The sequence below is a fragment of the Pauljensenia sp. UMB10120 genome, from assembly GCF_030212035.1.
GTDB lineage: Bacteria > Actinomycetota > Actinomycetes > Actinomycetales > Actinomycetaceae > Pauljensenia > Pauljensenia radingae_A.
In genome coordinates, this window is the sequence record NZ_JASODH010000008.1 from 21987 (window position 1) to 48127 (window position 26141).

27 protein-coding genes and 1 pseudogene are annotated in these 26141 nt (G+C 60.6%); 11 read left to right on the forward strand and 17 right to left on the reverse strand.

Annotation, left to right across the window (positions count from 1 at the left end):
* The first annotated feature begins 92 nt into the window (after window positions 1–92).
* On the forward strand, window positions 93–317 hold the full coding sequence (locus tag QP093_RS08225) for a DUF3107 domain-containing protein (RefSeq protein WP_285016062.1): 225 nt from the start codon (window positions 93–95) through the stop codon (window positions 315–317).
* A gap of 12 nt (window positions 318–329) precedes the next feature.
* On the opposite strand, the gene QP093_RS08230 is transcribed toward QP093_RS08225, so the two are convergent.
* Complete coding sequence (locus tag QP093_RS08230; protein WP_285016063.1) at window positions 330–959, reverse strand: ferritin-like fold-containing protein; 630 nt, start codon at window positions 957–959, stop codon at window positions 330–332.
* A 234-nt stretch (window positions 960–1193) separates the two neighbouring features.
* On the opposite strand from QP093_RS08230, the gene QP093_RS08235 reads away from it, so the two are divergent.
* The gene (locus QP093_RS08235) at window positions 1194–2990 is read left to right on the forward strand and encodes a DEAD/DEAH box helicase (protein WP_480295720.1); all 1797 of its coding nucleotides are present in this window, start codon (window positions 1194–1196) and stop codon (window positions 2988–2990) included.
* A 145-nt stretch (window positions 2991–3135) separates the two neighbouring features.
* Here the strand turns inward: QP093_RS08235 and QP093_RS08240 are convergent, their stop codons facing one another.
* From QP093_RS08240 to QP093_RS08255, 4 genes are all read right to left on the reverse strand, one after another.
* A complete protein-coding gene (locus tag QP093_RS08240) occupies window positions 3136–3606 on the reverse strand; it encodes a hypothetical protein (protein WP_285016065.1) in 471 nt (156 codons plus the stop codon).
* 98 nt (window positions 3607–3704) lie between these two features.
* Complete coding sequence (locus QP093_RS08245) at window positions 3705–4517, reverse strand: hypothetical protein (protein WP_285016066.1); 813 nt, start codon at window positions 4515–4517, stop codon at window positions 3705–3707.
* Window positions 4514–5215 carry an ABC transporter ATP-binding protein gene (locus QP093_RS08250; RefSeq protein WP_285016067.1) on the reverse strand — a complete coding sequence of 234 codons (702 nt, stop codon included), beginning with the start codon at window positions 5213–5215 and terminating at the stop codon, window positions 4514–4516. The genes QP093_RS08245 and QP093_RS08250 overlap by 4 nt, the downstream gene beginning before the upstream one ends.
* Window positions 5196–5621, reverse strand: coding sequence for a GntR family transcriptional regulator (locus QP093_RS08255; RefSeq protein ID WP_285016068.1), 426 nt, complete (start codon window positions 5619–5621; stop codon window positions 5196–5198). Before QP093_RS08255 ends, QP093_RS08250 begins: the two co-directional genes overlap by 20 nt.
* A 220-nt stretch (window positions 5622–5841) precedes the next feature.
* Here QP093_RS08255 and QP093_RS10080 point away from each other — a divergent pair.
* Both QP093_RS10080 and QP093_RS08260 read left to right on the forward strand, forming a co-directional pair.
* Window positions 5842–5997 (forward strand): annotated as a pseudogene (locus tag QP093_RS10080) (SWIM zinc finger family protein); the annotation flags it as partial.
* An 84-nt stretch (window positions 5998–6081) separates the two neighbouring features.
* Window positions 6082–7446, forward strand: a complete 1365-nt coding sequence (locus tag QP093_RS08260) for a hypothetical protein (protein ID WP_285016069.1) — start codon at window positions 6082–6084, stop codon at window positions 7444–7446.
* A gap of 22 nt (window positions 7447–7468) precedes the next feature.
* Here QP093_RS08260 and QP093_RS08265 read toward each other — a convergent pair whose 3' ends face one another.
* Entirely contained in the window at window positions 7469–8104 is a 636-nt protein-coding gene (locus tag QP093_RS08265) for a MarC family protein (protein WP_285016070.1), read from the reverse strand.
* Window positions 8101–8949: a PHP domain-containing protein gene (locus QP093_RS08270; RefSeq protein WP_285016071.1), complete on the reverse strand. Its 849-nt coding sequence runs from the start codon at window positions 8947–8949 to the stop codon at window positions 8101–8103. The genes QP093_RS08265 and QP093_RS08270 overlap by 4 nt, the downstream gene beginning before the upstream one ends.
* Before the next feature lie 85 nt (window positions 8950–9034).
* Between QP093_RS08270 and QP093_RS08275 the strand changes: the two genes are divergently transcribed.
* Window positions 9035–10585, forward strand: coding sequence for an aminopeptidase P family protein (locus QP093_RS08275; protein WP_285016072.1), 1551 nt, complete (start codon window positions 9035–9037; stop codon window positions 10583–10585).
* Window positions 10586–10613: 28 nt separating this feature from the next.
* Here the strand turns inward: QP093_RS08275 and QP093_RS08280 are convergent, their stop codons facing one another.
* Window positions 10614–11306: a YflT domain-containing protein gene (locus QP093_RS08280; RefSeq protein WP_285016073.1), complete on the reverse strand. Its 693-nt coding sequence runs from the start codon at window positions 11304–11306 to the stop codon at window positions 10614–10616.
* 95 nt (window positions 11307–11401) lie between these two features.
* Between QP093_RS08280 and QP093_RS08285 the strand changes: the two genes are divergently transcribed.
* The 4 genes from QP093_RS08285 (at window position 11402) to QP093_RS08300 (ending at window position 15217) form a co-directional block, all read left to right on the forward strand.
* Window positions 11402–12709: a magnesium transporter MgtE N-terminal domain-containing protein gene (locus tag QP093_RS08285; RefSeq protein WP_257590375.1), complete on the forward strand. Its 1308-nt coding sequence runs from the start codon at window positions 11402–11404 to the stop codon at window positions 12707–12709.
* Entirely contained in the window at window positions 12702–13286 is a 585-nt protein-coding gene (locus QP093_RS08290; RefSeq protein WP_058236161.1) for a DUF1003 domain-containing protein, read from the forward strand. The genes QP093_RS08285 and QP093_RS08290 overlap by 8 nt, the downstream gene beginning before the upstream one ends.
* A 66-nt stretch (window positions 13287–13352) precedes the next feature.
* A complete protein-coding gene (locus QP093_RS08295) occupies window positions 13353–14498 on the forward strand; it encodes an Mrp/NBP35 family ATP-binding protein (RefSeq protein WP_058236238.1) in 1146 nt (381 codons plus the stop codon).
* A 65-nt stretch (window positions 14499–14563) separates the two neighbouring features.
* The gene (locus QP093_RS08300) at window positions 14564–15217 is read left to right on the forward strand and encodes an O-methyltransferase (RefSeq protein ID WP_285016074.1); all 654 of its coding nucleotides are present in this window, start codon (window positions 14564–14566) and stop codon (window positions 15215–15217) included.
* A 67-nt stretch (window positions 15218–15284) separates the two neighbouring features.
* Here the strand turns inward: QP093_RS08300 and QP093_RS08305 are convergent, their stop codons facing one another.
* Window positions 15285–15449: a DUF3117 domain-containing protein gene (locus tag QP093_RS08305; RefSeq protein ID WP_070725565.1), complete on the reverse strand. Its 165-nt coding sequence runs from the start codon at window positions 15447–15449 to the stop codon at window positions 15285–15287.
* Between the two features lie 125 nt (window positions 15450–15574).
* Entirely contained in the window at window positions 15575–16324 is a 750-nt protein-coding gene (locus QP093_RS08310; RefSeq protein WP_285016075.1) for an LOG family protein, read from the reverse strand.
* 88 nt (window positions 16325–16412) lie between these two features.
* Here QP093_RS08310 and QP093_RS08315 point away from each other — a divergent pair, with 88 nt between their 5' ends.
* Window positions 16413–17276 carry a purine-nucleoside phosphorylase gene (locus tag QP093_RS08315; protein WP_285016076.1) on the forward strand — a complete coding sequence of 288 codons (864 nt, stop codon included), beginning with the start codon at window positions 16413–16415 and terminating at the stop codon, window positions 17274–17276.
* A gap of 26 nt (window positions 17277–17302) precedes the next feature.
* Window positions 17303–19000 carry a phospho-sugar mutase gene (locus QP093_RS08320; RefSeq protein ID WP_285016077.1) on the forward strand — a complete coding sequence of 566 codons (1698 nt, stop codon included), beginning with the start codon at window positions 17303–17305 and terminating at the stop codon, window positions 18998–19000.
* Window positions 19001–19006: 6 nt separating this feature from the next.
* Here QP093_RS08320 and deoC read toward each other — a convergent pair whose 3' ends face one another.
* From deoC to QP093_RS08355, 7 genes are read right to left on the reverse strand one after another with little or no spacing between them, the layout of a single operon-like run.
* Window positions 19007–19660, reverse strand: a complete 654-nt coding sequence (gene deoC, locus QP093_RS08325) for a deoxyribose-phosphate aldolase (protein WP_058236166.1) — start codon at window positions 19658–19660, stop codon at window positions 19007–19009.
* A gap of 20 nt (window positions 19661–19680) precedes the next feature.
* A complete protein-coding gene (locus tag QP093_RS08330) occupies window positions 19681–20229 on the reverse strand; it encodes a hypothetical protein (RefSeq protein ID WP_285016078.1) in 549 nt (182 codons plus the stop codon).
* A complete protein-coding gene (locus QP093_RS08335; RefSeq protein WP_285016079.1) occupies window positions 20226–21521 on the reverse strand; it encodes a thymidine phosphorylase in 1296 nt (431 codons plus the stop codon). Before QP093_RS08335 ends, QP093_RS08330 begins: the two co-directional genes overlap by 4 nt.
* A complete protein-coding gene (locus QP093_RS08340) occupies window positions 21511–21951 on the reverse strand; it encodes a cytidine deaminase (RefSeq protein WP_285016080.1) in 441 nt (146 codons plus the stop codon). The genes QP093_RS08335 and QP093_RS08340 overlap by 11 nt, the downstream gene beginning before the upstream one ends.
* 28 nt (window positions 21952–21979) lie before the next feature.
* Complete coding sequence (locus QP093_RS08345) at window positions 21980–23245, reverse strand: ABC transporter permease (protein WP_285016081.1); 1266 nt, start codon at window positions 23243–23245, stop codon at window positions 21980–21982.
* Window positions 23242–24468 (reverse strand): ABC transporter permease, encoded by a 1227-nt coding sequence (locus QP093_RS08350; protein ID WP_257590373.1) that lies wholly within the window; start codon window positions 24466–24468, stop codon window positions 23242–23244. Before QP093_RS08350 ends, QP093_RS08345 begins: the two co-directional genes overlap by 4 nt.
* The gene (locus QP093_RS08355; protein ID WP_285016082.1) at window positions 24465–26042 is read right to left on the reverse strand and encodes an ABC transporter ATP-binding protein; all 1578 of its coding nucleotides are present in this window, start codon (window positions 26040–26042) and stop codon (window positions 24465–24467) included. Before QP093_RS08355 ends, QP093_RS08350 begins: the two co-directional genes overlap by 4 nt.
* Window positions 26043–26141 lie beyond the last annotated feature (99 nt).

Here is a 26141-nt window from a genome sequence, read left to right on the forward strand (position 1 = left end):
CCTGCACGTGCATTTGCGTTCGATCCGGTACGTGAGGTGCAGCGTTGCTAGGGTGAGAATCAGGATATGGCCCGCTCAGAAAGGAGTTTCACATGAAAATAGCAATCGGAGTGCAGGGCGCCGCCCGCGAACTTCAACTTGACGTGGACATGGACGAGGAAGACCTGGTCGCCCTCGTCAAGCAGACAGCCGGAGACTCGACCGCCCTCGACCTGTCTGACCGGCGGGGACAGCGCATCATCGTACCGGCAGCATCCCTGGCATACGTGTCGATCGCCTCAGAACAGCCTCGCCGAGTGGGCTTCGCCGTCAGCTAGAGATGAACCACCTCAGGGCTTGAGGTTAATGCGCTCCATGCGTTCACCGTGACGCCGGGTGACCTCGGCGGAAATGGCATCAGCCGTGTCGCCGTCTTTCGCCAGATTCGGATGCGTGAACAGCGTGGCGCGAGCCAGACCGAGCACCTCGCCCGCCACGCGCCTGGCCCACAAGGACAACCGTGCGGCCAGCTGCCCGTCCTGTGCAGTCAGCGGCGCGAGGTGTTCTTCCACCCACGCGCCCTGACCCAGATCCCACGACTCCGACACTTCATCAAACAGCTTGTGGCACACGGCGACTTCGCGCATCAGGTCACTCAGGATACCCAGCGTGACGTACGTTTTGACGGAGCGTTCCCACCACTGACTGGGCCGGGTGCGCATGTCAATGTCGTCAAACATGCCTGAATACTCGTCGGCAAGCTCGGCCAGATCCAGCCCGCGGTGACGCGCCCAGACTCCCATCTGTGTGAAGAACTGGAACGCGCGATCCGCCATTTCCATGTGAGCGATATGGGCGTCGATGGTGGGCGCCTGGTCACCGTCCTTGGCCAGACGGGTCATGGCCGCCAGCGCGCCGTACGCGAAAAAACCGAGCGCTTCACTGGTGGCGTGTGAAGGAGTTTCGTAGACACGTTGCATGGCTCCAGCCTAGCGCGATCACAGCCATGAGACGTGATAACCCTCACCGCCTGCACATTCATACGGCCGACACGGATATCATGGAGACGAACATACGGTTGACCGGTCGCTTTGACTCAACACGACACCGTCAGATACCGACTGAACCGCGGAGCTTTCACCTTGGTGAAATCTTTGCCGCGTCCGTGCACATTCAACGGCGCCCGACATGAGGCGTGTATGTGCCCAGTGATAATGCGCGATCGGCTTCCCCTCGTGTGTGAGTGCATCGCATTCACACCTGACCTCGGGCAACGTCCCGAAGATGGAGATAGCAGGATCGTGACTGATTCCTTGACAGATAACGAAGCGCAGCCTCAGGACGAGTCACCCTCGTCAGTGACCTACTCAGCCGGGGTGGTGCGCCTGGGTGACATTGCCGACGGAACATTCGACGCTCACGCCGGCGAAGCAGTCCCGGACATCACTGACGAGGACGGCTCCACGTCGCACCTCGATGAACGCTCATTCGCAGATTTCGGCGTGTGCGATCCGATCGTGCAGGCGTTGGAGGAGCGTTCCATTACCCACCCGTTCCCGATTCAGGCACTCACCTTGCCGGTGGCGCTGGACGGGCATGACATCATCGGCCAGGCGAAAACCGGTACCGGCAAGACGCTGGGTTTTGGGATCCCACTGCTTCAGGAGCTGGTGGTGCCCTCGAGCCCGGCGTATGCGGATCTGCTCAATCCCGACTGTCCGCAGGCACTGGTTGTGCTCCCCACGCGCGAGCTGTCCAAGCAGGTGGCGGCTGATCTGCGCGTCGCCGGATCGAAACTGGGTGTGCGCATCACGGAGATTTATGGTGGCGTAGCGTTCGAGCCGCAGATCGATTCGCTGGAACGCGGCACTGACGTCGTTGTGGGAACTCCCGGTCGTCTGATCGACCTGCTCAAGCGGCGCATGCTCAAGCTCAACGGCGTGAAGACAGTGGTCCTTGACGAAGCCGACGAGATGCTGGATCTGGGCTTTTTGCCCGATGTGGAAACTTTGCTGGCACGCGTTCCGGCTACGCGCCACACGATGCTGTTCTCAGCGACGATGCCTGGCCCGGTAGTGGCGCTGGCTCGCCGCTTCATGTCCCAGCCGACCCACATCCGCGCGCAGGACCCGGAGGATCAGGGCGCCACGGTGCGCACAGTCAAGCAGGTCATTTACCGCGTTCACGCGATGAACAAGGTGGAAGTCATCAGCCGTATTCTGCAGGCACGAGGGCGAGGCCGCACCATTATTTTCTGCCGCACCAAGAGGACGGCAGCGCGCCTGGGCGAGGATCTGACGCATCGCGGTTTTGCTGTTGGTTCGCTGCACGGTGACCTGGGTCAGGGTGCGCGCGAGCGGGCAATGCGGGCATTCCGTAACGGCAAGATCGACGTGCTGGTGGCCACCGACGTGGCGGCACGCGGCATCGACGTTGACGACGTGACACATGTGGTCAACTACCAGTGCCCTGAAGACGAGAAAATCTACCTGCATCGCATTGGACGCACCGGCCGTGCAGGCGCATCCGGCACCGCTGTCACGTTCGTGGACTGGGATGATGTGCCGCGCTGGTCACTGATCTCGAAAGCGTTGGGGCTGGGCGTGCCAGACCCCCTTGAGACGTACCACACGTCGGATCACTTGTACACGGATTTGGATATCCCGACCGATGTCACCGACCGTTTGCCGCGTTCACAGCGCACGCGCGCGGGTCTGCAAGCCGAAAAGGTGGAGGATTTGGGAGAAACCGGTCGCGGGCATCACGGTCCGAGACGCGGATCAGGGCGTGGTTCAGGTCGAGGATCCGGGCGTCGAGGTGGTGGGCGTCGCTCCTCTGGCCGCCGTAAGGGCGCAGCGTCGCAGGACGGTGGATCTGAGGAGACACCGCGTCGTCAACGTACGCGTGTGCGTCGCCGCAAGAGTGACTCTGGATCTGCCAAGGGTGAGAGCACTCAGGGCACTCGCCGCCGTGTACGCCGCCGTTCCAGTGGTTCCGAGGCTGCTGAGTAAGTCGGCACCACCTGAAGTTTCACGCATACAGATGCCCAAGGCTGACGAATCGGCCTTGGGCATCTGTGTCAGAGTTGTCTTAGCGGGACTGGCTGGACCATCCCTTTCTCAGGCATGGCGAGGGCGCGCATCCACCCTCGAACGCCTATATCCTGCGCTGCGGGAACCTGGCTGCAAACCAGCGCGCCGTGGGTGGAACCAGCGTCAGCACTACGATGACAATCACGATTCCAAGCTGGCCCAGTTTGATCGCCCATCGACCAAGGTGATACTCCTGCAGCAAAACGGCGTAGCTGAAAACGGACAGCAGCTCCCATCCGATCGTCATGATCCCTGCAACCAGCATCAGGATCCGGGTCATTCGCATGGTGACGAGGAGTGCACCGAGCAGCAGCAGGACACTCAGGCCGATAATGACAAGGTCGATAACCACTGCAACCATCGTGAGATCCTCACCATTGTCTGTCATCTGCGGCCACGCTGTGAGGGCGTCCTTGATAGCTCTGACAGTGCTGAAGATGCAATAGATCAACGTGAGGATGAGCAGCGCCCACACCGTCCCTGGCCGACGATTCGGCTCCACCTGGCCACCAACAGGTCGCACCGGGTCCGACATTGGTACCTCCACATCCACGCTACACTGACCTTCATACTTTCTCACAGGCCCGCCTCCCTCGACAAGCAGACGAGGGAGGCGGGCTGCTTGGCAATCCACTACCGAACGGATGTGCGCCGATCCGCGTGACGCCGCGCGAGGACAAGCAGCACCACTGCCAGAACAACCGCCCACAGGACGTATCCAAGCCCCAACACCTCAGGCGATGCTGCGTCATACTGCACCATTTTGACGATGCTGGGCCACATTCCTTCCATGACGATGTCACCTACCCCGGGATCTTCCATACGCACTCCGATCGGAATGAACAGCATGGACAGCGCAGCTCCGACTTCATAAACAACGTATGTGCAGAACAGGCCGAGGACCGGTGCGCCCCATCTGAGCGACCAGAGTTTTTCGTCAGAACTGATTGTGATCACCGACCATACGATCACCAGTGAGCAGACTAACTGGAGGAGCACGCTTGCGATTACCAGTATGACCGCATTGGTCCACGCCTGCTGAAGAATCTGGTCAATGACGTAGCGCGCAGCTTCGGCGCCGACGTAATACAGGACGGCAAGCAGCGTGAACACGGCGGTCACGATCAGTGACAGCACGCCGACGATAAATGCGTACAGGAGTTTTCCACTCAAAAGTGTTGATGTGCGCACCGGAATGGTCTGCGTGAATGAGCCCTGTCGCCCATACATTGATGTCCAGTAGTTGAGGATGCATATCAGCGCCTGCACTGCAAGCAGCCCGCCGATTGCCACCACTGCGAGTACCAGGGAAATTTCCTTCAACACTGGAATTTTCAGCGCATCTGCGCCGATTGCTGTGCCCAGCAGCAATGCTGCCACGACAGGCATGACGCACAGCTGGCGCCACGTTGCTTTGGCGTCATAGCGGATAATTGTCCAGATCATCGTGCATACACCTTTCTAAACAGAGTGTCGAGGTCCGTGCCGTGTTCTTCTCGCAGATCATCAACGTGTCCCGCCAGCAGGATCTTCCCCTGGCGCATGAAGATTGCGTAGTCAATGATCGGCTCGATGTCGCGGATCAGGTGTGTGGACAGGATCATGAGGGCGTCGGGGTCAAAACCTGTGAGCACGCCGCGCATGATAATGTCGCGCGCCGCCGGGTCAACCCCTGATATCGGCTCATCCAGCAGGTGGACTTTTGCCCGTCTGGACATGGTGAGTGCCACTTGCGCCTTTTCGCGCATACCTTTTGACATCTCTCGGAAGCGTTTGTTGTGTGGCAGTTCGAAGAAATCGATCATCTCAAAAGCCTGAGCACTGTCGAAGTCGTCGAAGAAGTCGGCATACATGCGGATCGCCTCATCGGCTGTCAGGCTGGTTGGCAGCGCCGATTCGTCCGGCAGGTAGGAGGTGATGGCTTTGGACTGCGGGCCGGGCGCATGGCCGTGGATGGCGACGTTCCCCTCGTAACCGGACAGTATTCCTGCCAGGATTTTCAGAAGTGTCGTTTTCCCGGACCCGTTGTCCCCCATCAGGCCAACGATCTGCCCGGGCTCAATGGCGAAAGATATATCGTTGAGCGCCGGCCATTGTCCGTATTTTTTGGTCAGGTGCGCAACCTCAATTGCGTGCGTTGTCATGAGGATCCTTTGCGTGTTTCTGTTCATTGCCGAGGGCGACTGTGTCAGGTCCATACGTATTCCACTGGGAATTGATCAGCTCAGTGATCGCGTTCTTGTCACATCCAAGTGCTCTCATCTGTGCGATGAATTCAGCTGTTATCTGGTGTGCAAGGTTGTCGCGATGCTGCTTGATCACGTCCTGGTCGTCTGTCACAAAGCGTCCGGCAGTGCGATTCGATTGTGTCAGGCCGTCCTCGTCAGCACGGGTGAGTGCTCGTTGGACGGTGTTCGGATTGACTGTGAATTCTGCGGCCAGTTCTCTGACGCTCGGTACTTTTTCTCCGGGCTTCCACTGGCCCGAAACAATACGCTGCGTAAACTCTTCGACCAGTTGGATCCAGATTGGCCGAGAATCTCCGCTCATTTGCATGTCTCCCTCCCTCCATCTGTATCACTGTATTAATACAGTAGCACAGTTTGGATGGGGGTGGCAATAGTCGATCTCTGAAATCCGACGGGCTCCAGATGCACACGGGTGCTGTCATACTTCGTTTATGGATGAGTTCCCCTTCAGCGTTGAGGATATTCGGGCCCGCGCAGGCGATAAGGTTTTCGACCGCGCACGCCCCTATATGCCTTTCGTGATGGATGTACATATAGAAGAGCACGGGGCAAACGCCTCTGTACGAGGCACCTCACCGTACGAGGTTGATCTGCTGTGGGAAGATGACGGAACCCTGGATGGGACGTGCAGCTGCCCGCATGGCGAGGCCGGACACTTCTGCAAACATCAATGCGCGCTCGCCCTGGTTCTACTCAAACACGGCCAACCAGTGAATTCTCGAACGCCTTCACTGCCTCGAGAACTCCTTGACACGTCAGAGTTGGCCAAAAAGCTCATTCAATCAGTCGACCAGCAACTCCTCCAGCATTACTCCAAAATGGCGGCCGCACTTCCTCCTGTCGGCCAGCTCTTCGCCACAGCGTGGAGTTTCAATTTTGGGTCCCCCGAGCAGTCTGCGGCGCTCGTACAGCAGGCGTATAGCCGGATCTTTCTCTGCTACGGGAAACCCTCCTGGGTCGACCTCGCTGCAAACAGACACGAGATAGTGTCACTCGGTCTGCAGATGAAGATGCTGATCACCGTTGGATTAACCGACGGGCTGGAACAGATCTGCCACAACGCACTTGCCGATTTCAAACGACTGGTCTTCGACGATCCACACGACGACGCTCGTGAATGGGCCGATCACCTGCAGACGATTTTCGAAGTGATGCTGGTCTGGATATGGATGGCCACGATGCCCGAAAAGGAAGCCGGCCGTAAAACAGCCCACTATTTCGTCGAGAATTACGAATGGCGGGAAGCCTCAGCTAGAGACATCATCCCTATCCTGGGCGAGGAAGCGACGGCTGCCTATCGCGACTACCTGATCGAATGCAGACATGAGAAAATCCAGGTCGAAAGCGCCGAGAACTCTCTCTTACGCGACTTGGCACTGTGCCAGGATGACATTCCCCTGCTGCGCATGTGCGCGACGCAGGGCGATCGCTTCGCTTACAGCATGTTCTTTAACGATCTACAGGCCATCGACCGGCCGGATCTGGCCGCTGACGTCGTGGCGCGCGCCCATCAGGCACACGCCATCAGCACCGACGCGACCCAAGGTTACTCGCCGTTCCTCATTCCCCTTCGCGAGGCGGTGCTGTGCTGCCTGGCAGCCAAACGCATACGCACCGCACTTGCCATCGCACGAACCGCTTTCACCTCGACGCCAAGTGTCGGGTTCCAGAATCTTTTGCTTACATGCGGCGAACAAGCGCATAAGCGCTCCCGTGTCCTCCAACAAGTCATCGAGTGGATTGCGCAGCAGCCCTGGACGGACGCAGACATACCCATTGACCTTGCGCTGGCTGAAGGTGACAGGGAACGGGCGTGGGACTATGCGAATCGCTGGGGCGTCAACGAGCGGTGGATGATGCTGGCTCTAAGCAAGGACCAGCCGCGTCCTTGCGAGGCAATCCGTCTGGCAGTTGAGCGCATTGAACGGGACAAGTGGAGCTTGGAGGATGACTCGCTTCAGCCGGTATTGAAACTACTGTGTACGTACGCCCGCCAGTGGCAGCACGACCACCCCGATCAGCCAGTCATGCAGATGCTCTCCCAGCAGTTGCAGTATTACTACGGCACCGACGAGATGCTGCAATCAGTTTGCGCTGAAGACGACGAGGACGAAGATGACGACTGATCGGTGCTCAAACAGAGCGTTGCTACAACCCCGCGTTACGCACAAAAGTGAAGATCGCTGTCATCACCATCTGTGTGGCAATCGCCGCCAGCAGCAAACCGGCGATCTTCGTCAGGATCATGATGCCACCCTGGCCCAGGAATTTGGCCAGCTCAACGGAAAAACGCATCGTCAGCCAAATCACCACGTGCATCAGCACGACAGCCAGGGCAACTGCCACCCACCCGGAGATCGTCTTACCCGAATTCGTCACCGCCACCATGACGGCAACGATTGCGCCCGGACCGGCCAGGAGGGGCGTGCCTAGCGGAACCAGCGCGACGTTGACATTGTGATCCCCGGTGTCAGGTTCGTCCTGGTCGTTCTCCGTCAGCAACTCCATCGCCACCAGGAACAACAGGAAACCGCCCGACAGCTGCAGCGATTCAGTGGAAATCTCCAGGAACTGCAAAATGTACTGTCCGATCGCAGCGAACAGCAAGATCACACCCAGCGAGGTGACCGTGGCCTGCACTGCGGCGCGCCTCTGGTCGGCCACCGAATAGCGCCCCGTGAGCGACAAAAACACCGGGACCGTCCCAATCGGGTCCATGATGACAAACAGCTTCGTAAACGTCGTGGCGAGCAAACCGATATTGAGGATCTCAGCGACGTTCACGGGCGTACGACCTCCAGGCTGGCTTGTTCTTCCACTGCCCGATAAACATACTCTGATGTCAGATTTTCTCCAAGCTGGTTCGGCTTTCCCTGGCCGTGATAGTCCGACGATCCTGTCACATGCAGTCCCAGCCGATCCGCGATGCGCTCCACTTCCTCACGAGCAGCAGCGTCGTGGTCGCGGTGGTCACGTTCCAGACCGAATAAACCGGCTTCTGCCATGTCAGCAATGACGTCTTCGCTCAGGATTCGCTGCCTCGCCCTCGCCCTCGGATGTGCCAGAACGGGGACACCGCCCGCGCGACGAATCAGACGAACGGTATCAACCGGGTCAGGAGCCCAGTAGTGCACGTAGTACTTCAACGAGGGATGCAGGGCTCCGTCAAATGCAGCCCCGCGATCAGGGAACACACCTGCCTCGACCAATGCGTCAGCAATGTGAGGGCGCCCCACCGGCACATTCTCGCCCCGCGTCTGCGCAACGACAGCGCCCCACGTGATCGGAAAGTCTGCTGACAGGTTCTGCACAATCTTGCGCGCCCGTCCCTCGCGCGACTCCCGCGAGCGCCGCATCGTCTCAACCAGCTCAGGGAACGAGGGGTCAGGCATGTACGCCAGCACGTGAGCACTGATCCCGTTCGACGCTGTGGACATTTCAATGCCACGCATGAGCGCCACCCCGGTGCGCTCCACCATCGCCGCCGCGTCCTCCCATCCGGCGGTCGTGTCGTGATCAGTCAGCCCCACCACGTCCAGGCCCACGCGGGATGCAGCCATCATGAGTTGAGCGGGAGTGTCCGTCCCATCCGAGCAGGCTGAGTGAGTATGCGGGTCAATGCGGATCATGTATGTACCGTATCGGCACACGCGCGCTAAGGAAAACTGGCGGGCTCAGCGCAGCATTGATCGCTGAAAGTGAGAACATAGAAGCATGAGTGAGAACGAAACCGAAACTGAACAATCAACTGATCAAACGATGGCTGACCGCGGCAATACGCGCTCGCGCCGTCCCACCTCAGAGGCGTTCCGCGCTTTCATCGGCTCGAACTGGGGTCCTCGTCCCAGTGACCTGCCCGAACAAGGCGGAGCAGCGGACTACCTGGCAGCCCGGCACCAACTTGCCGGAGCACCCTTTGCCGGACAGCGCCTGGTCATTCCCGCCGGCACCTACAAGGTACGTTCCAATGACTGCGACTACCGTTTTCGCCCGCATTCAGCGTTCGCGCACCTGTCCGGCCTGGGTGGGGAAAAAGAGCCTGACACCGTCCTCGTCCTCGACCCCATTGACGAGGGTGACGCGTCGGGCGCTACCCATGAAGCTGTCCTGTACTTCAAGCCGCGCGCCTCACGATCTTCAGAGGAGTTCTACGCTGATTCACGCTACGGCGAATTCTGGGTGGGAGCGCGCCCGTCGATCGCTGAGATGGAAGCAATGACCGGCCTGAAGTGCGCACATATCGACACGCTGCGCGACGCGCTGGCTAAAGATGCCGGCCAGGTTCAGCTGCGCATCGTGCCCGGCGTTGACGCGAACGTGGAAGCAATGGTTAACGAGGTGCGCCAGCAGGCGGGGCTGCCCGTCGGCGGAGACGCACTGCCCGATGATGAGAAGCTCCAGGAGCATCTGTCTGAGATCCGCCTCAAGAAGGATGAATACGAGCTGTCGGAACTGCGCCACGCGGTTGAGGTCACCAAACAGGGCTTTGACGACATTATCCGCAGCCTGCCTCGCGCCGTCGGACACCGCCGTGGAGAGCGCGTCATTGAAGGTGCATTCGGTGCTGTCGCCCGCGAGGAAGGCAACGGCCTGGGCTATGAAACAATCGCCGCTTCCGGTAATCACGCAAACACTCTGCACTGGATTGACAATGACGGTCCCGTTCGCGAGGGCGACCTGGTTCTGGTCGACGCCGGCATCGAAGTCGACTCCCTCTACACCGCCGACATCACCCGCACACTGCCGGTCAACGGCACGTTCACCGAACCGCAGAAGAAGGTCTACCAGGCTGTGCTCGATGCGTGTGAAGCAGCCTTGAAGCGTGCGGGGCAACCGAACACCCGTTTCCGCGACATTCATGACGCGGCAATGGAGGTGCTGGCGGATCGTCTCGAGCAGTGGGGCGTTCTGCCGGTCAGCGCGAAGGAGTCGCTGTCCAGTGAAGGCCAGCAGCACCGCCGGTGGATGCCGCACGGCACGTCTCACCACCTGGGTCTCGACGTGCATGACTGCGCGCAGGCTCGTCGCGAGCTGTATCAGGATGCGCTGCTGGAGCCAGGTATGACCTTCACCATTGAGCCGGGACTGTACTTCCGTGCCGATGACCTCGCTGTTCCTGAGGAGCTGCGCGGAATCGGCGTACGTATTGAAGATGACGTGCAGGTCAACGCTGATGGTTCAGTGACCCGCATTTCCGAGGACATTCCCCGCACCATCGACGATGTTGAAGCGTGGATTGCCGAGGTGCAGGCCAGCGGCAAGTAACCGCTGACCGTTCACACGGAGGCGCGGGCTACCGCTGAGCGGTGTCCCCGCCTTCCTTGCTGGGCGCCGCCCACGGATCGACCGATTCATTCCTCGAAGGCTCGTCCGCGTGTTCCTGGTCCTGCTCACGCTGTCCTTCTTCCAGGCGCACACCAAAACGTGGCTGTTCGTCAGCGCGCGAGCCGTACTCAGTCGGACCAGTCGGTTCCGGGCGCTGCCTGCGCTGACGGATCGGCTGGATCAGGTTGCCACGCGTATTTTGCAGCAACTTGTAAGCCTCTTCGATCTGCGCCGCCGCCAACACCGCGTAGCGTGAGGCCACGGTCTGTGAATGTGATGTGAAATCTCGACGCGACCCTGTCAGCGCGTAGAACAGCACCGACATGATGACACCGATCAGTGCGCCACCACCCAGCGACAGCAGCATGAACGGCAACATGTTGCTTTGGAGTGAAAAGGACATCAGCAGTCCAATGAACGCGCCCCACAATGCGCCCGACGCAGCGCCCGACGCAGCGACCTTTCCAGTCGTCAGCTTGCCGGTCACACGCTCCACCATGTGCAGGTCCGTGCCGACAATCGTGATGAACTGAACATCGAATCCCTGATCACTCAGATAGTCAACCGCATCTGACGCTTCCATATAGGTCTTGTATGAGCCAACCTCTGTACCGGATGGCATTGTTGGCGCAAGGAGCGCCGAACCGTGGCGGCGTGCCATTTTTAATCCTCTTTCACATCACACCATAAAGTTTTCCTGCGCCTCGTGAAACCTCACATCACCTGACGCGTATGAATTCAGCCTAGACTGATTGTGTGAATACTGCTGCTCCAACCACCGTGACGCCCGGACGTCGCCGCATCTTCGTCGCCAAGCTTGCCGGCACAGGCGTTTTTGACCCGTTGGGTGAAAAAGTTGGCACCATCCATGACGTCGTCGTGGCCATGCGACTCAAGACCCCGGCGAACGTCATCGGCTTCGTCATCGAGGTCGGACCGCGTCGCAGGATCTTCCTGCCTTTCACTCGCGTCACCTCCATCGAATCCGGAGCTGTTATCATCACAGGCCTGCTGAATCTGCGCCGCTTCAATCAGCGGCCAGCTGAAGCACTCGTCATTTCCCAGCTCTTCGACCGCATCATCACAATGAACGATGGCAGCGGCGAAGCAAAAATCCTCGACGTGGCGATGGAGCAGCGTCGCCCTCGTGACTGGGTGCTCACCAAACTGCATGTCCAGCGCCAGCGCCTCAACACGTTGGGATTCCGTCGCGGAGGCGAGACCCTGACCGTCGATATTCCACAGACCACTGGCCTTTTCATTGCCGACTCCGACCAGACCGCCACCGCACTCATCCAATACACCGAGGACATGAAGGCAGCTGACCTGGCGGACTTCCTGCATGACCTGCCCGCTGACCGCCAGCTCGCGGTCGCTCAGGAACTGCCTGAACACCGACTGGCCGACGTGCTCGAAGAACTCGGTGATGATGACCGCGTGCAAATCGTGTCCGCATTGGAGACTGGACGCGCCGCCGACATCCTCGACGAAATGCAGCCTGACGACGCGGCCGACCTGATCTCTGAGCTGCCTGATCCGATTGCGCAATCCCTGCTGGCTCGGATGGGTCCCGAAGAAGCACAGGACGTGCGAAGGCTGCTGACCTATGCCGAATCAACGGCCGGCTCGCTGATGACCACCGAGCCCGTCATCCTCGGCCCTGACGCAACCGTGGCGCAGATGCTGGCCGCTGTGCGACGCACTGACCTGCCCGCATCGCTGGCATCCATCGTGTGTGTCACGCGCCCACCCCAGGAAACACCGACCGGCCCGTTCCTGGGGGTTGTGCACATCCAGCGCGCACTGCGTGAACCACCCCAAACACTGCTGGGAACGATCCTCGATGATGACATTGAGGCCGTCTCCCCCACCGTTCACATCGCGACGGTCACTCGTCTGATGGCAACGTACAACCTGTCTCTGGTGCCCGTCACCGACGAGGACGACGTTCTTCTGGGCGCTGTCTCCGTTGACGACGTCCTGGACGCGTTGCTGCCGACCGACTGGCGTGACTTTGATGATGACGTGACCGACAAGTTGATGGCAAGGAGCATCGATGGCTGACCGTTTGGACACACCCGCTGACCGCCGCCGCAGGCTCCCGCGCATCAACCTCGAATCGGAAGGAATGGGGCGCGCAGCCGAACGCCTCGCGCGTTTTTCCGGCACCCCGCAGTTCATCGTCTATCTGACGGTGTTCGTCGCCCTGTGGATCGGCTGGAACACTCTGGCGCCCGACAGGCTCCAATTCGACAAGGCAGAACTTGGTTTCACCGCACTGACGCTGATGCTGTCACTGCAGGCATCGTACTCGGCACCTCTGATCCTGCTGGCGCAGAACCGTCAGGACGATCGTGACCGCGTACAGGCCGAGCAGGACCGGCAGCGCGCCGAACGCAACCTGACGGACACGGAATACCTCACGCGCGAGATCGCCGGTTTGCGTTTGAGCCTGCAGGATATGGCCACCCGCGACTTCGTACGCTCCGAACTTCGTGACATGCTCGACGAACTCCAGGAAGGCAACGGAACCGACGAGGCGTCCCTACGCGCCCGGATCCGCGCCGAACTGGAGGACGAAGTCCGCCAGGAAGTGACCCAACAGGTCCGCGCCGAACTGGCTGGGCAGAAGGACGCCTAGCATTATCCGTCCCCGTGTGGCGTGACCCACCTGGCGAGTTTGTGTCGGCCAAGTACGATGGATTACATGTCTGAAACGTCCATTGAACACGCTGTCCACTCCGCTCTTGAAACGGTGATGGATCCGGAACTGCACCGCCCGGTCACCGACCTCAACATGATTGACGAGGTCCGTATCGACGGGACCACCGCTCATATCGGTGTCCTGCTGACCACTGCGGGCTGTCCCCTCCACGAGACGATCACGCGCGACATCAAGGCTGCGGTGGGTGCCGTTGACGGTATCGAAACCGTCGAGGTCACGATGGGCGTCATGAATGACGAGCAAAAGAAAGCTTTACGTGAAAAGCTCAACGGCGGGAAGGCCGAACGCGAGATCCTCTTCAACAAGCCCGATTCACTCACCCGCATCATTGCGGTCACATCCGGCAAGGGCGGGGTTGGCAAGTCGTCCATGACGGCGAACCTGGCCGGAGCAATGGCGTCCGCCGGCCTGAAAGTTGGCGTCCTCGACGCTGACATTTATGGCTTCTCCATTCCGCGCATGATGGGCGTGGTTCATGAGCCGCAGGTTCTGGACGGCATGATCATTCCGCCGATCGGTGCCGGCGGCGTCAAGGTCGTCTCAATCGGCATGTTTGTTCCGGACGGCCAGGCCGTCGTGTGGCGCGGACCGATGCTGCACCGCGCACTCCAGCAGTTCCTCGCGGACGTATTCTGGGGTGACCTGGACGTTCTGCTCATCGATATGCCTCCCGGCACCGGTGATGTGGCAATCTCCATTGCACAACTGCTGCCAACCTCTGAAATCCTGGTCGTCACCACTCCGCAGGTTGCGGCGGCAGAGGTTGCGGAACGTGCCGGCTCCATCGCAGCGCAGACCCAGCAGCACGTCCTCGGCGTCATCGAGAACATGTCCTACCTGGTCCAGCCGGACGGGTCGCGCCTCGAAGTGTTCGGCACCGGCGGCGGCGAATCCGTATCGGCACGCCTGAGTGCACAACTCGGATACGACGTGCCGCTCCTGGCCCAGATTCCGCTCGACATTCACTTGCGCGAGGGCGGCGACTCCGGCTCCCCCATCGTCCTGAGTGGCGAAGGTGACGCAGCAACCGTCTTGAAAACGGTGGGCGCGCTGCTGGGACAGCGCAAGCGCGGACTGGCCGGAATGCACCTGAACGTGACACCTGCACAGGGAGGGCGCCTCGGATAGCGCGGCACGTGAAATCACCAGCCGCCGTTCAATCAAGGTAGGCTTGAGGACAACGTGAATGATTCATGTGGGTGTGGGAGGACGTCGTGACATCAGATAAAGCGCAAACCTGGGTTTTTTCAGAAGAATACGTCAGCGAATCTGAGACCATTCGGCGCGCGCGCGACGTTGCCATCGAGCTGGGAGCTGAGCCTATTTCAACAGGTGTCGGCGCAACGCTGCGGATGCTTGCCTCGTGCACCGGAGCGAAAGCTGTCCTGGAAATCGGCACGGGTGCAGGTGTGTCAGGCCTGTGGCTGCTTGAGGGGATCCCGACCAACGGTGTGCTCACCACAATTGACGTAGAACCTGAATTCCATCGTCATGCCCGCCGCGCATTTGAATCGGCCGGCCGGGGTTCCGGCCACACACGCCTGATCTCTGGCAGGGCGCTTGATGTACTGCCCCGCATGGCAGCCGGTGCCTACGACATGATCGTCATTGACGCTGACGTGAAGGAAACGCCCGAATACCTCGACCATGCGCTGCGCATCCTCCGCCCAGGCGGCACAGCGGTGGTGGTACACGCATTGTGGCATGACCGAGTCGCAGATCCGGCCCGCCGTGACGAGGAAACCGTTGTCATGCGTGAAGTGATTCGCGTGATGGGTGAAACGGAGGATTTCGTCACCTCGCTGCTTCCGGTCGGTGACGGCGTCCTGGTTGCTGTCAAAGCCTGACCGGACATAAACGAAGGGTCTCACCATGCGTCTGCCGCACGATGAGACCCCTTGGTCCAGCTACACGTCACACAGCCTGTGACAGTGCCTCGGAGAGGTCTTTCGCCTCCTCAGGCGTGAGCTCGATGACCAGCCGCCCGCCACCTTCACTGGGAATACGCATCACAATGCCGCGCCCTTCTTTGGTGGCCTCGAGGGGACCGTCACCAGTCCGAGGTTTCATGGCTGCCATGTCTCACGCTCCTTGGTATGGTTTTCACTGCTGCCGACACGCAATCTGCGCTTGGCAGTGGACACATCCATTCTACCGTGACTGCCGCAAAATGGGATGCGCACAGGCGAAATTACGCTGAAAAATCACTCTTTCGTGCGTTCACGAATGATGGCGACAGCTTCACGCGGATCGTCAACGAGCGTGAACAGGTCCGGGTCACCGGGCGAAATCGCACCGTGAGTCACCATTGTGGAACGTACCCACTCGACCAGCCCACCCCAGTAGTCTGACCCGATCAAGACCAACGGAAATGCCTGGACCTTGCCGGTCTGCACCAGCGTGACCGCTTCGAACAGTTCATCCATCGTGCCAAAACCACCGGGCATGACGATGAATCCACACGAATACTTCACGAACATGGTCTTACGGGCGAAGAAGTAGCGGAAGTTGATCCCCATGTTCACCCACTGGTTCATTGCCTGCTCCATCGGCAGCTCAATGCCCAGGCCGACGGAAGCCCCGCCCGCTTCAAAAGCACCTTTGTTCGCCGCCGCCATCGCCCCCGGACCACCGCCGGTGATGACGGCATATCCCGATTCGACCAGCAGTCGGCCAATCATCTGAGCGTATTCCCAATACGGATCGTCTTCCTGCGTGCGTGCCGAACCGAAGACCGACACAGCCGGCCCCAGCTCGCTCAGCGCTCCGAACCCTTCAACGAACTCCGCCTGGATCCTCAGCACGCGCCACGGGTCTTCATGCACCCAGTCAGTGTCTTTCTGTGGCCGCAGCAAGCGCATTTCCGAGGTTTCCTTCGGTATCTGGTTTCCTCGCAGCATAACGGGGCCGCGCATATAGGTGCGTTTGTGGGGATGGTTTTCCTGACTTTCCATCAACCTCTCCTTGGTGTGATCGGCATGTCAGCGACGTTGCCCGATTGTTTACAGAAAAATAATAGGTCCTCGTTGTAGCGTTATCCTCATGACCCGATCTGACGTTCACACTCACGGCACCTGCGACGACTCTACCGACCCCACACCTGGTGAACTTGCGCGGCACGCAGCGGACACCATTGCGCGCCGCTCCGGCATCGACCACCACGACATTGCGCTCGTGCTGGGATCAGGATGGGGCGGAGCAGCCGACCTGATCGGTGAAACAATCAGCGAAATCCCTGCAGCAGAAGTGCCGGGCTTCTTTGCTCCCGCAGTGGCTGGCCACGTTCCCGTCATGCGCTCAATTCGGGTGCACGGATCTGACACAGTCGCCCTCGTCCTGGGTTCACGAACGCACTACTACGAAGGCAAAGGAGTGCGAGCGGTTGCCCACGGGATGAGGACAGCAGCGGCCGCAGGAGCTCGCACCGTCGTCCTGACCAACGGGTGTGGAGGGCTGAACCCACAGTGGAGCCCCGGCCAGGCGGTTCTGATCCGCGACCATATCAATCTCACCGGCGCTTCCCCGCTGGAGGGCGCTACATTTGTCGACCTGACCGACCTGTATTCGCAGCGTCTGCGCACTGTCGCTCACACGATTGACCCGACCTTGCCTGAAGGCGTGTATGTCCAGTTCCCCGGCCCACACTATGAAACCCCCGCCGAAGTGAAGATGGCAGGGATCCTGGGCGGCGACCTGGTGGGCATGTCCACCACGCTCGAGGCGATAGCGGCGCGCGAAGCCGGCATGGAGATCCTCGGCATCTCACTCATGACGAATCTGGCAGCAGGAATCTCACCTGAACCCCTCTCGCATGCCGAGGTGATCGCAGCCGGTCAGGAGGCCGCTCCCAGAATTGCGCGCCTCTTAGCTGATATCGTTCAGGCAATCGCAACTGATGCTGAGTGATAGCGGAAGGACTGACAGTGACACACATGGATATCGACGTTGAAGCTGTTCGCCGGTGGATTGACGACGATCCTGACGAGGCGACCGCACGCGAGCTGACGGATCTGCTTGAGCAGTCCGCCACTAGCGAGGATGCGCGCATTGAACTGGCCGACCGTTTCAAGGGCCTCCTCGAATTCGGAACAGCCGGGCTGCGCGGCCATCTCGGAGGAGGGCCGAACAGAATGAACCGCGCTGTCGTCATTCGCGCTGCAGCCGGCCTCATGGAGGTTCTCAAGCGCCATGCGGGCCCGGACTTTTCGATCGTGATCGGCTGCGATGCCCGATATGGGTCGCGCCAGTTCGCCCTCGATACGGCGGGGGTTGCGACCGCAGCCGGCGGCACTGCCTACGTCCTGCCGCTCGCCATGCCCACGCCCCTCACAGCGTTCGCATTGCGCCACCTGGAAGCCGATGCGGCAGTGATGGTGACGGCCTCGCACAACCCGGCCGAAGATAACGGTTACAAGGTCTACCTGGGTGGGCGCGTGGTCACAGATTCTGGTCAGGGCTCTCAGATCGTCCCACCTTTCGATGCGGAAATTTTCGAGGCGATCCAGGCCGTCACCTCTGTTCGTGACGTTCCACGCGCCCATTCAGGCTGGCACGAACTCGACGACTCAATCGTGGAAGCCTATCTGGATCGCGTCACCTCACTGGTGACGGGCGGGCCAGAAAATGCGCAGCTACGCATCGTCGTGACCTCCATGCACGGTGTGGGCGGAGCAACGATGAGTGAAGCACTGCGCAGGCGCGGCTTTTCCGATGTCCACGTCGTTGCCCAGCAGCAGGATCCTGATCCGGATTTCCCGACCGTGCGTTTCCCCAATCCTGAAGAGCCGGGGGCACTGGACCTGGCGATGCAGCTGGCGCGCGACGTTAATGCCGACATCATCCTGGCGAACGATCCAGATGCTGACCGCTGCAGCGCCGCGCTTCCCGATCCCTCCATCGAGGGTGGCTGGAGGCAGTTGACCGGAGATCAGGTAGGCGCACTGCTGGGACTGCGGGCAGTCACGCAGGCACGTGGCGGCGAGGGCAACCCGACCGTTGCCAACTCGGTTGTGTCCTCACGTCTGCTGTCGCGCATCGCGCAGGCGCACGGCGTGACACACCGTGTCACACTGACCGGTTTCAAGTGGATTTCCCGCGTGCCGAACCTGGTCTTCGGTTATGAAGAAGCTTTGGGATACTGCGTGGATCCGGGGTATGTGCGCGACAAGGACGGTATTTCAGCGTGCCTGCAGTTGGCGCGCTTTGCAGCAGAACGCAAGGCTGACGGTTCTTCTCTTCGGGCGGTTCTCGATGAGCTGGCCTGCGAGTTCGGCCTGTATGCGACCTCTCCCCTGACGATCCGTGTCGATGACCTGGCCACGATCGCAACCGGTATGACGAATCTGCGCGAGCGCGGTGTGGATTCGCTGGCCGGCTCCCCCGTCATCGAGAAAACCGACCTGACGAACGGCTCGGAGCAGCTCGATCTGCCCGGTACGGATGCGCTTATTTTCCGCACCGAATCCGATGACCGCGTGGTGGCTCGCCCCTCGGGCACTGAGCCGAAGTTGAAGTGCTACTGCGAGGTTGTGATCCCTGTTTCGGATGGGAATGTGGACGCGGCCCGAACACAAGCCGCCGAGCGCCTCGAGCGGGTCAAAACTGACCTGCGCGCAGCGCTCGGCGTGTAGCGCAACCTAGTCGTCCAGGCCGTCCAGCACGGCGGCCGAGGAGGACAGGCCAAGCCGGGAGGCGCCTGCTTCGATCATGGCGAGCGCGCTCTGAGCGTCGCGAATTCCGCCCGATGCCTTGACTCCCAGGCGGTCTCCCACGGTCTGACGCATGAGTTCAACGGCGTGGACCGAGGCACCACCTGAGGGGTGGAAACCGGTGGATGTCTTGACGAAGTCCGCTCCGGCAGCTTCTGCCTGCTTGCAGGTCTCCACGATTTCCTCATCGGTCAGGACGGCTGATTCGATGATGACTTTCAGAACCGAGTCGGGGCATGCTGCACGCACGGCTGCGATGTCGGCGCGCACACCATCCCAGTCTGCCTGCTTGACCAGCGCAAGGTTCACGACCATGTCAATCTCGTCAGCGCCGTCACGAACGGCTTGAGCAGCTTCAGCGGCTTTCACCTCGGCCTTGTGCGCGCCGGAGGGGAATCCGCACACGCACGCCACATGGAGTCCTTCAGGGGCGTCGATGGGCAGCATCGACGGTGACACGCACACGGAGTAGGTGCCCAGTTCCTGAGCCTGTGCAATCAGCGCGCGCACGTCCTGGTCGGTTGATTCCGGTTTGAGCAATGTGTGGTCGATCATCTGTGCGACGTCGGATCGAGTGGTCATGGTGTCTCCTTTTCAGTAGGTCAGGGCGCTACCACAAGGCTGGGCAGCATCCAGTTTCCAAATTCTTGCCGAGGGTGCCCAGCGCGAGCCTGTGTGAACACGCTGGGAGAAGTAGTGATGACTTTCCCGCTGGATGGCTCGAAAACCACCCACTGCGAGTCAGCGGATTCCGCTGCGAGCACGGCGATGACGTGCCGAGGGATGAGGCGGTGCGCCCCCACGTAGACGAACGCATCGATTCCGCTGTTGACTGCCCGTTGAACCCGGTCAACACCCCCGCATGCCCATGGCGTCCAGCCGTAACGCACTCCTACCACGCTTGATGCCAGTGAAGCCAGTGCCCACGGCGAGGTGCCTAAGGCCTGCGGCCACGGGATCCCCACCCGCGCGGCCTGAGCGTGCAGCGCAACCTGGATCCGGTCAACAGCATCGCGCCGAGCATTCAGATAGGCGTGCTGCGGTCCGCCCGCCCGCGCGGCAACCGCTGCAAGCGCAGCGATCCCGCACGTTGTGCCGTCAACCTGATGCGGCATGACTGCGGGAAGTGGCCGAGGGCGCGCGGTGTTCACTGAGGATCCACTCGACCCAGCACGACGGAGTCAGCACCGCCGCGGCGATCAGGGCCAATCGCGATGGCTCCCGACAGGGCTTCACGCGCCCGCTCGATTCGCTCAGGTGTCTGCGTGTGCAGCGTCAACAGAGGCTGCCCCTTCGTGACGGCCTCACCCGGTTTGGCGTGGATTTCGATGCCTGCTTCCGCCTGCACAGCATCTTCCTTGCGTGCGCGGCCAGCCCCCAGGCGCCACGAGGCCACACCGATCGAGAGTGCATCCATCGCGGTGATATATCCGGAGGCTTCGGCAGCAATGACTTCCGTGTGCTGGGCAGCCGGCAGCGCAGCGTCAGGATCCCCGCCCTGGCCTGCGACCATTTCACGCCACTTGTCCATCGCGCGGCCATCAGCGAGCGCTTCAGCCGGGTCAACGTCTCCTCGTCCAGCCTGACGCAGCATTTCGCGTGCCAGAGCAACGGTCAGTTCCACCACGTCAGAGGGTCCGCCACCGGCCAGGACCTCCACAGCTTCACGCACTTCCAGCGCATTACCGACAGTACGTCCCAGCGGCGTGGACATGTCGGTGAGCAGCGCACAGATCGACAGACCTGCATCTGAACCAAGGTCCACCATCGTGCGTGCCAGTTCGCGCGCATGGTCAATGTCTTTCATGAAGGCACCGGAGCCGACCTTCACGTCCAGCACCAGTGAGCTGGTGCCTTCAGCAATCTTCTTCGACATAATCGACGATGCGATCAGCGGAATACAGTCAACGGTTCCGGTCGTGTCACGCAGCGCGTACAGCTTGCGGTCAGCGGGAGCCAACCCGGACCCTGCCGCGCAGATCACCGCCCCAACCGTATCCAGCATGTGCAGGATCTCGTCATTGCTCAGGTTCGCGCGCCACCCGGGGATCGATTCCATCTTGTCCAGGGTTCCGCCGGTGTGCCCCAGGCCGCGCCCGGACAGCTGTGGCACGGCCACGTCATACACCGCGACGAGAGGTGCCAGCGGCAGCGTGATCTTGTCACCGACACCGCCGGTGGAGTGCTTGTCACTGGTGGGGCGCGTCAGGCTGGAAAAGTCCATGCGTTCCCCGGAGCTCATCATGGCCTGCATCCAGCGCTCAATTTCACGGCGCTGCATCCCGTTGATGAAAATCGCCATCGCCAGTGCCGACATTTGCTCATCGGCAACGACGCCTCGCGTGTAGGCATCGATCACCCAGTCGATCTGCTGGTTGTCCAGCTCACCTCCGTCACGCTTGGCTGAGATGATGTCGACAACGTCAAACTGTTCAACGCTCATTGCTTCCTCCGTTCTCAGGGCCTTCCCCTGTCACTTCACGCACATTCCACGGGCCAAAGCCGCGCGGCAGCACCTCGTCCATCCGCATCAGGCCGCCAGGCATGGCGAGCATCAGGTCAGGGCCGCCATGTTCGAACAGGATCTGTCGGCACCGTCCGCACGGAGCGGTCGCCTCCTGGTGGGCATTGACGCACGCGAACGCGACCAGGTGCCCTCCACCTGTGTTGATCAGTTCAGATATCACGCCACATTCAGCGCACAGTGTCACACCGTACCCGGCGTTCTCAACGTTGCATCCCGACACGATTCGACCATCGTCGACGAGGGCGGCCGCGCCCACCGGATAGTGCGAATACGGGCAATAGGCTCGCTGCATGGCACTGACGGCTGCCTGGTGAAGGTCAGCCCACGTCTGGTCTGTGATCTCCATAGTTCTCCCTTGCCGTTCCATTTCTAGTTTACGGGTAGGGAACGCCTTCTGCGGCTGGCGCGCGCACACGACCCACGAAGCCTGCAATCGCCAGAATCGTCACCACATAGGGGATCATCAGCATGATCTGTGACGGCATGGGTGATCCGATAATGGACAGCGTGTAGCCCAGGTTCATGGCGAAACCGAACAGCAGCGCTGCGGCCACTCCGCCGATCGGGGTCCAGCCGCCCAGAATCATGGCGGCCAGGGCGATGTAGCCGTTGCCCGATGCCATGTCCTTGGCGAATGCCAGGCCGTGCCCGATGGTGAAGAACGCACCGCCCAGGCCGGCCAGAGCGCCACCCAGGATCGCATTGTTGATGCGTGTCCTCATCACGTTGATGCCCACTGTGTCGGCTGCCTGCGGGTGCTCGCCGCACGCCCGCATACGCAGGCCCCATCGTGAGTGGAACAGCATGAACTGCAGCACTCCAACCACAACGTACATCGTGTACACCAAGATGGTCTGCTGGAACAGCACCGGGCCGATCAGGGGGATCCTGGACAGGATCGGAATCGAAATGACAGGCAGTGATACACCGGAATTGAAGGCTTCGCGCGACTCCGCTGACACATTCAGCACCGTGGAGTAGAAGAAGCTGGTCAATCCCAATACCAGCACGTTCAGCACAACACCGACAATGATCTGGTCGACGCGGTATTTCAGTCCGAACAGCACCAGGAGCAGTGACACCAGCATGCCGGCGATCGGCGCGGCAATCAGGCCCACCCATGCGCTCCTGGCAAGCGAAGCGACGACCGCTCCGAGGAACGCTCCGAAAAGCAGCTGACCTTCAATGGCGATGTTGATGGTTCCGGAGCGCTCCCCCACCGTTCCGGCCATTGCGCCGAAAATCAATGGGACTGACAGGGTCAGTGCGCCCGCCAGCAATGTGACGATCGGGATGACGGTGTCGCGCCCCGCTCCAGCCCAGGTCAGGAACACGAGAATGAACAGCACGCCGACGATTGCATGCATCCACAGCGGAGTGCTCACGCGGCGCTGCCGCTGCATGAATGCGACGGCTGTCAGGGCTGCCAGAATCAGCGTGGCCACGATGGCGAAAGGCCGTGCAGGAACAGAGAAGTCCGGGATCGCCACGAAGTCCGAGGACCGTCCCAGCGCAAAGCGCGTGGAACTGTGGCAATAGAACGCCAACAGTGCGCTTAGTACCGCCGCCAGCGCGTAGGAAACAACAACTTTCACCGGCAGTGCGGGCTGCACAGACTGTGTAGTCGCTGTGGTGCTCATGCTGCCACCTCTTTCTTCGCGATACGGGAATGCGGCAGCGGTTCAGGCAAACGGAAAATCGCGCGAACCAGTGGCGGCGCGGCAATGAACAACACGATCGTGGACTGGATGACCAGGACAATGTCGATCGGAGTCTGCGTCGCAGTCTGCATAATCGCACCGCCCGCTTTCAGCGCGCCGAACAGCAATCCGGCCAGCACCGTACCCAGTGGGCGTGACTTGCCCAGCAGCGCCACGGTGATCGCATCAAAACCGATTGATGCGGCAATGCCGGTGGTCAGATAGCGTTCAGTGCCCAGAGCCGGGGCCGAACCAGCCAGACCGCACAGCGCACCAGAAACAATCATGACCAGCGTCGTCACTTTTTCAACGGAGATACCCGCTGTGCGTGCCGCCGCAGGATTCAGGCCCGTCGCGCGGAATTCGAACCCGATCGTTGAACGCTCCAGCAGCCACCACACGAACAGTGCAGCCGCCAGAGCGGCAATGAATCCGAAGTGCACACGGAAGGAATCTCCCAGCAGCCTGGGGTACATCGCTGTTTCGAGGACCGGCATGGATTTCGGGTTCGTGTTTCCCTCGCCAATGAACGAGGGCCGGGTCAGGACGTACCCGATCAGCAAACCGGCGATCGAGTTGAGCATGATCGTCGTGATGACTTCGTTCGCGCCGGTCTTCGCTTTCAGGATGCCGGCAATTCCGGACCACAGTGCACCGCCGAGGGCGGCTCCGCACATGGCTGCCAGCAAGTGAATCACGGGTGGCAGGTGCCAGGCGAATCCCACGTAGCTGCCGAAGATTGCACCGAGCACGACCTGCCCCTGCGCACCGATGTTGAACAGGCCTGCCCGGAATCCCACTGCCACACCCAGGCCCGCAAAGATCAGGGGAACCGAGTTGGTGAGGGTTTCGGTGATCGGCCGCCACATGCGTGCTGTGCTGGACGCTTTCCAGTCAAAGACTGCGCCGCGCAGCATCGCCTCGTAGGCGTCGCCCACTGCGGACCACAATGCGGCGAACGTGTCGACGGGGCGTGCGAAGAAATACCCGGCCGCTGTCTGAACGTTTGGGTTTGAAATGGCGATCAGCACTGATCCGACGACGAGTGCCACGACAACGGCTAGAACCGATACGAGCCAGGAGCCCGACATGACGCGTCGGATGAGGGAAGCCTGCGCACCGGAGCGGTCGGACACGTCTGGTGTTTCCTGTGCCTCTTTCACTGCTCCTCCTTTTCAGCCTGCTCGTCGGCAGCGCCCAGAATTGTTTCATGGTGAGCGGCCTGGCTGCGAGCTTCGTCGGCGGGCACACCCGCCATCATCAGTCCCAGCACGTCGCGCGGTGTATCGGCGGGGACGATGCCGACGATTCGTCCGCGATACATCACGGCGATCCGGTCAGCCAGCGCGACAACCTCGTCCAGTTCACTGGATATGATCAGCACCGCGGTTCCTTCGTCACGCTCAGCAACAATGCGGCGGTGGACGAACTCGATCGATCCGACGTCCAGGCCGCGGGTCGGCTGCGAGGCCACCAGAAGGTCCAGGTCGCGCGAAATTTCACGTGCCAGCACGACCTTTTGCTGATTGCCGCCCGACAGAGTGGAGATCGGGTCAGACACGTCGGTGACACGAATGTCGTACTCGTCAACTTTTTCGAGTGCGTTGACGCGCACTTTCTTCGGATTTAACGACGGACCTGCGCCAAACTGCGCACTGTTCGAAATATCCAGGATGAGATTTTCGGCAATCGAGAAGCCTGCGATCATGCCGTCGGTCGAGCGATCCTCGGGCACGAACCCCATGCCGTGATGGATGCGCTGGCGCACACTCATCGGGGAGAGCTGCGCTCCTGACATTGTCATCGTCCCGGACGTCGGTGTTTCCAGTCCGAGCAGGCATTCAGCCAGTTCGGTCTGACCATTGCCCTGCACGCCGGCCACCGCCAGAATCTCTCCGCTGCGAATACTCAACGTCACATCATCGAGTGCAACTGCGCCCACCGCATCAACCAGCGACAGTCCGTCCACATCCAGCACAACCTCGCCAGGTGAGGCCGGGCCTTTTTCCACCGTCAGATTCACGTCGCGGCCCACCATCATCGAGGCCAGCTCGTTCTCGCTTGAATCCGGAGCAGCTTCACCAACCACTTTTCCGCGCCGGATCACCGTGATGCGGTCCGCGATTGCGCGCACTTCGCGCAGCTTATGCGTGATGAAAACGATGGATGTGCCGTCCTCTTTCAGTCCGCGCATAATCTCAATAAGTTCATCGGTTTCCTGCGGGGTGAGCACGGCAGTCGGCTCATCGAGGATCAGCACTTTAGCTTCACGCGAGAGTGCCTTGATGATCTCCACGCGCTGCTGAGCTCCCACAGGCAGGTCTTCGATTCGTGCTTTCGGATTCACGTCGAATCCGAATCGGGCTGAGATTTCAGTCACTTTACGGGCGGCGGCGACCTCGTCGATCACTCCAAACGTGCCGGTGGGTTCGTAACCCAGGGCCACGGATTCGGCAACGGTGAATACGGGGACGAGCATAAAGTGCTGGTGCACCATGCCGATTCCGGCTGCCACAGCGTCGCCGGGGCCTTTAAAGTGGACGGGTTCCCCGTCGATGAGGATTTCACCGGCATCTGGTTGGTACAGGCCGTACAGCACATTCATCAACGTTGATTTACCTGCGCCGTTTTCACCCAGCAGGGCGTGAATCTGACCAGGTTCAACGGTCAGATCAATATGGTCATTGGCGACGAGGGGCCCGAAAACCTTAGTGATGCCTCGTAGTTCGAGTTTCACTCGCTGACTCTTTTCTGAAAGAACGAAGATGCCGTCGCCACCTCATATTCGGTTGCGACGGCATCTTCATCATTCGGTCGGTGTTACACGCTCACAGAG

Coding starts and splice junctions, on each gene's coding strand:
- QP093_RS08225 (WP_285016062.1), top strand. CDS start 93: ATGAAAATAGCAATCGGAGTGCAGGGCGCCGCCCGCGAACTTCAACTT.
- QP093_RS08230 (WP_285016063.1), bottom strand. CDS start 959: ATGCAACGTGTCTACGAAACTCCTTCACACGCCACCAGTGAAGCGCTC.
- QP093_RS08235 (WP_480295720.1), top strand. CDS start 1,194: ATGCGCGATCGGCTTCCCCTCGTGTGTGAGTGCATCGCATTCACACCT.
- QP093_RS08240 (WP_285016065.1), bottom strand. CDS start 3,606: ATGTCGGACCCGGTGCGACCTGTTGGTGGCCAGGTGGAGCCGAATCGT.
- QP093_RS08245 (WP_285016066.1), bottom strand. CDS start 4,517: ATGATCTGGACAATTATCCGCTATGACGCCAAAGCAACGTGGCGCCAG.
- QP093_RS08250 (WP_285016067.1), bottom strand. CDS start 5,215: ATGACAACGCACGCAATTGAGGTTGCGCACCTGACCAAAAAATACGGA.
- QP093_RS08255 (WP_285016068.1), bottom strand. CDS start 5,621: ATGAGCGGAGATTCTCGGCCAATCTGGATCCAACTGGTCGAAGAGTTT.
- QP093_RS08270 (WP_285016071.1), bottom strand. CDS start 8,949: ATGATCCGCATTGACCCGCATACTCACTCAGCCTGCTCGGATGGGACG.
- QP093_RS08275 (WP_285016072.1), top strand. CDS start 9,035: ATGAGTGAGAACGAAACCGAAACTGAACAATCAACTGATCAAACGATG.
- QP093_RS08280 (WP_285016073.1), bottom strand. CDS start 11,306: ATGGCACGCCGCCACGGTTCGGCGCTCCTTGCGCCAACAATGCCATCC.
- QP093_RS08290 (WP_058236161.1), top strand. CDS start 12,702: ATGGCTGACCGTTTGGACACACCCGCTGACCGCCGCCGCAGGCTCCCG.
- QP093_RS08295 (WP_058236238.1), top strand. CDS start 13,353: ATGTCTGAAACGTCCATTGAACACGCTGTCCACTCCGCTCTTGAAACG.
- QP093_RS08300 (WP_285016074.1), top strand. CDS start 14,564: ATGTGGGTGTGGGAGGACGTCGTGACATCAGATAAAGCGCAAACCTGG.
- QP093_RS08305 (WP_070725565.1), bottom strand. CDS start 15,449: ATGGCAGCCATGAAACCTCGGACTGGTGACGGTCCCCTCGAGGCCACC.
- QP093_RS08310 (WP_285016075.1), bottom strand. CDS start 16,324: ATGGAAAGTCAGGAAAACCATCCCCACAAACGCACCTATATGCGCGGC.
- QP093_RS08315 (WP_285016076.1), top strand. CDS start 16,413: ATGACCCGATCTGACGTTCACACTCACGGCACCTGCGACGACTCTACC.
- QP093_RS08320 (WP_285016077.1), top strand. CDS start 17,303: ATGGATATCGACGTTGAAGCTGTTCGCCGGTGGATTGACGACGATCCT.
- deoC (WP_058236166.1), bottom strand. CDS start 19,660: ATGACCACTCGATCCGACGTCGCACAGATGATCGACCACACATTGCTC.
- QP093_RS08335 (WP_285016079.1), bottom strand. CDS start 21,521: ATGAGCGTTGAACAGTTTGACGTTGTCGACATCATCTCAGCCAAGCGT.
- QP093_RS08340 (WP_285016080.1), bottom strand. CDS start 21,951: ATGGAGATCACAGACCAGACGTGGGCTGACCTTCACCAGGCAGCCGTC.
- QP093_RS08345 (WP_285016081.1), bottom strand. CDS start 23,245: ATGAGCACCACAGCGACTACACAGTCTGTGCAGCCCGCACTGCCGGTG.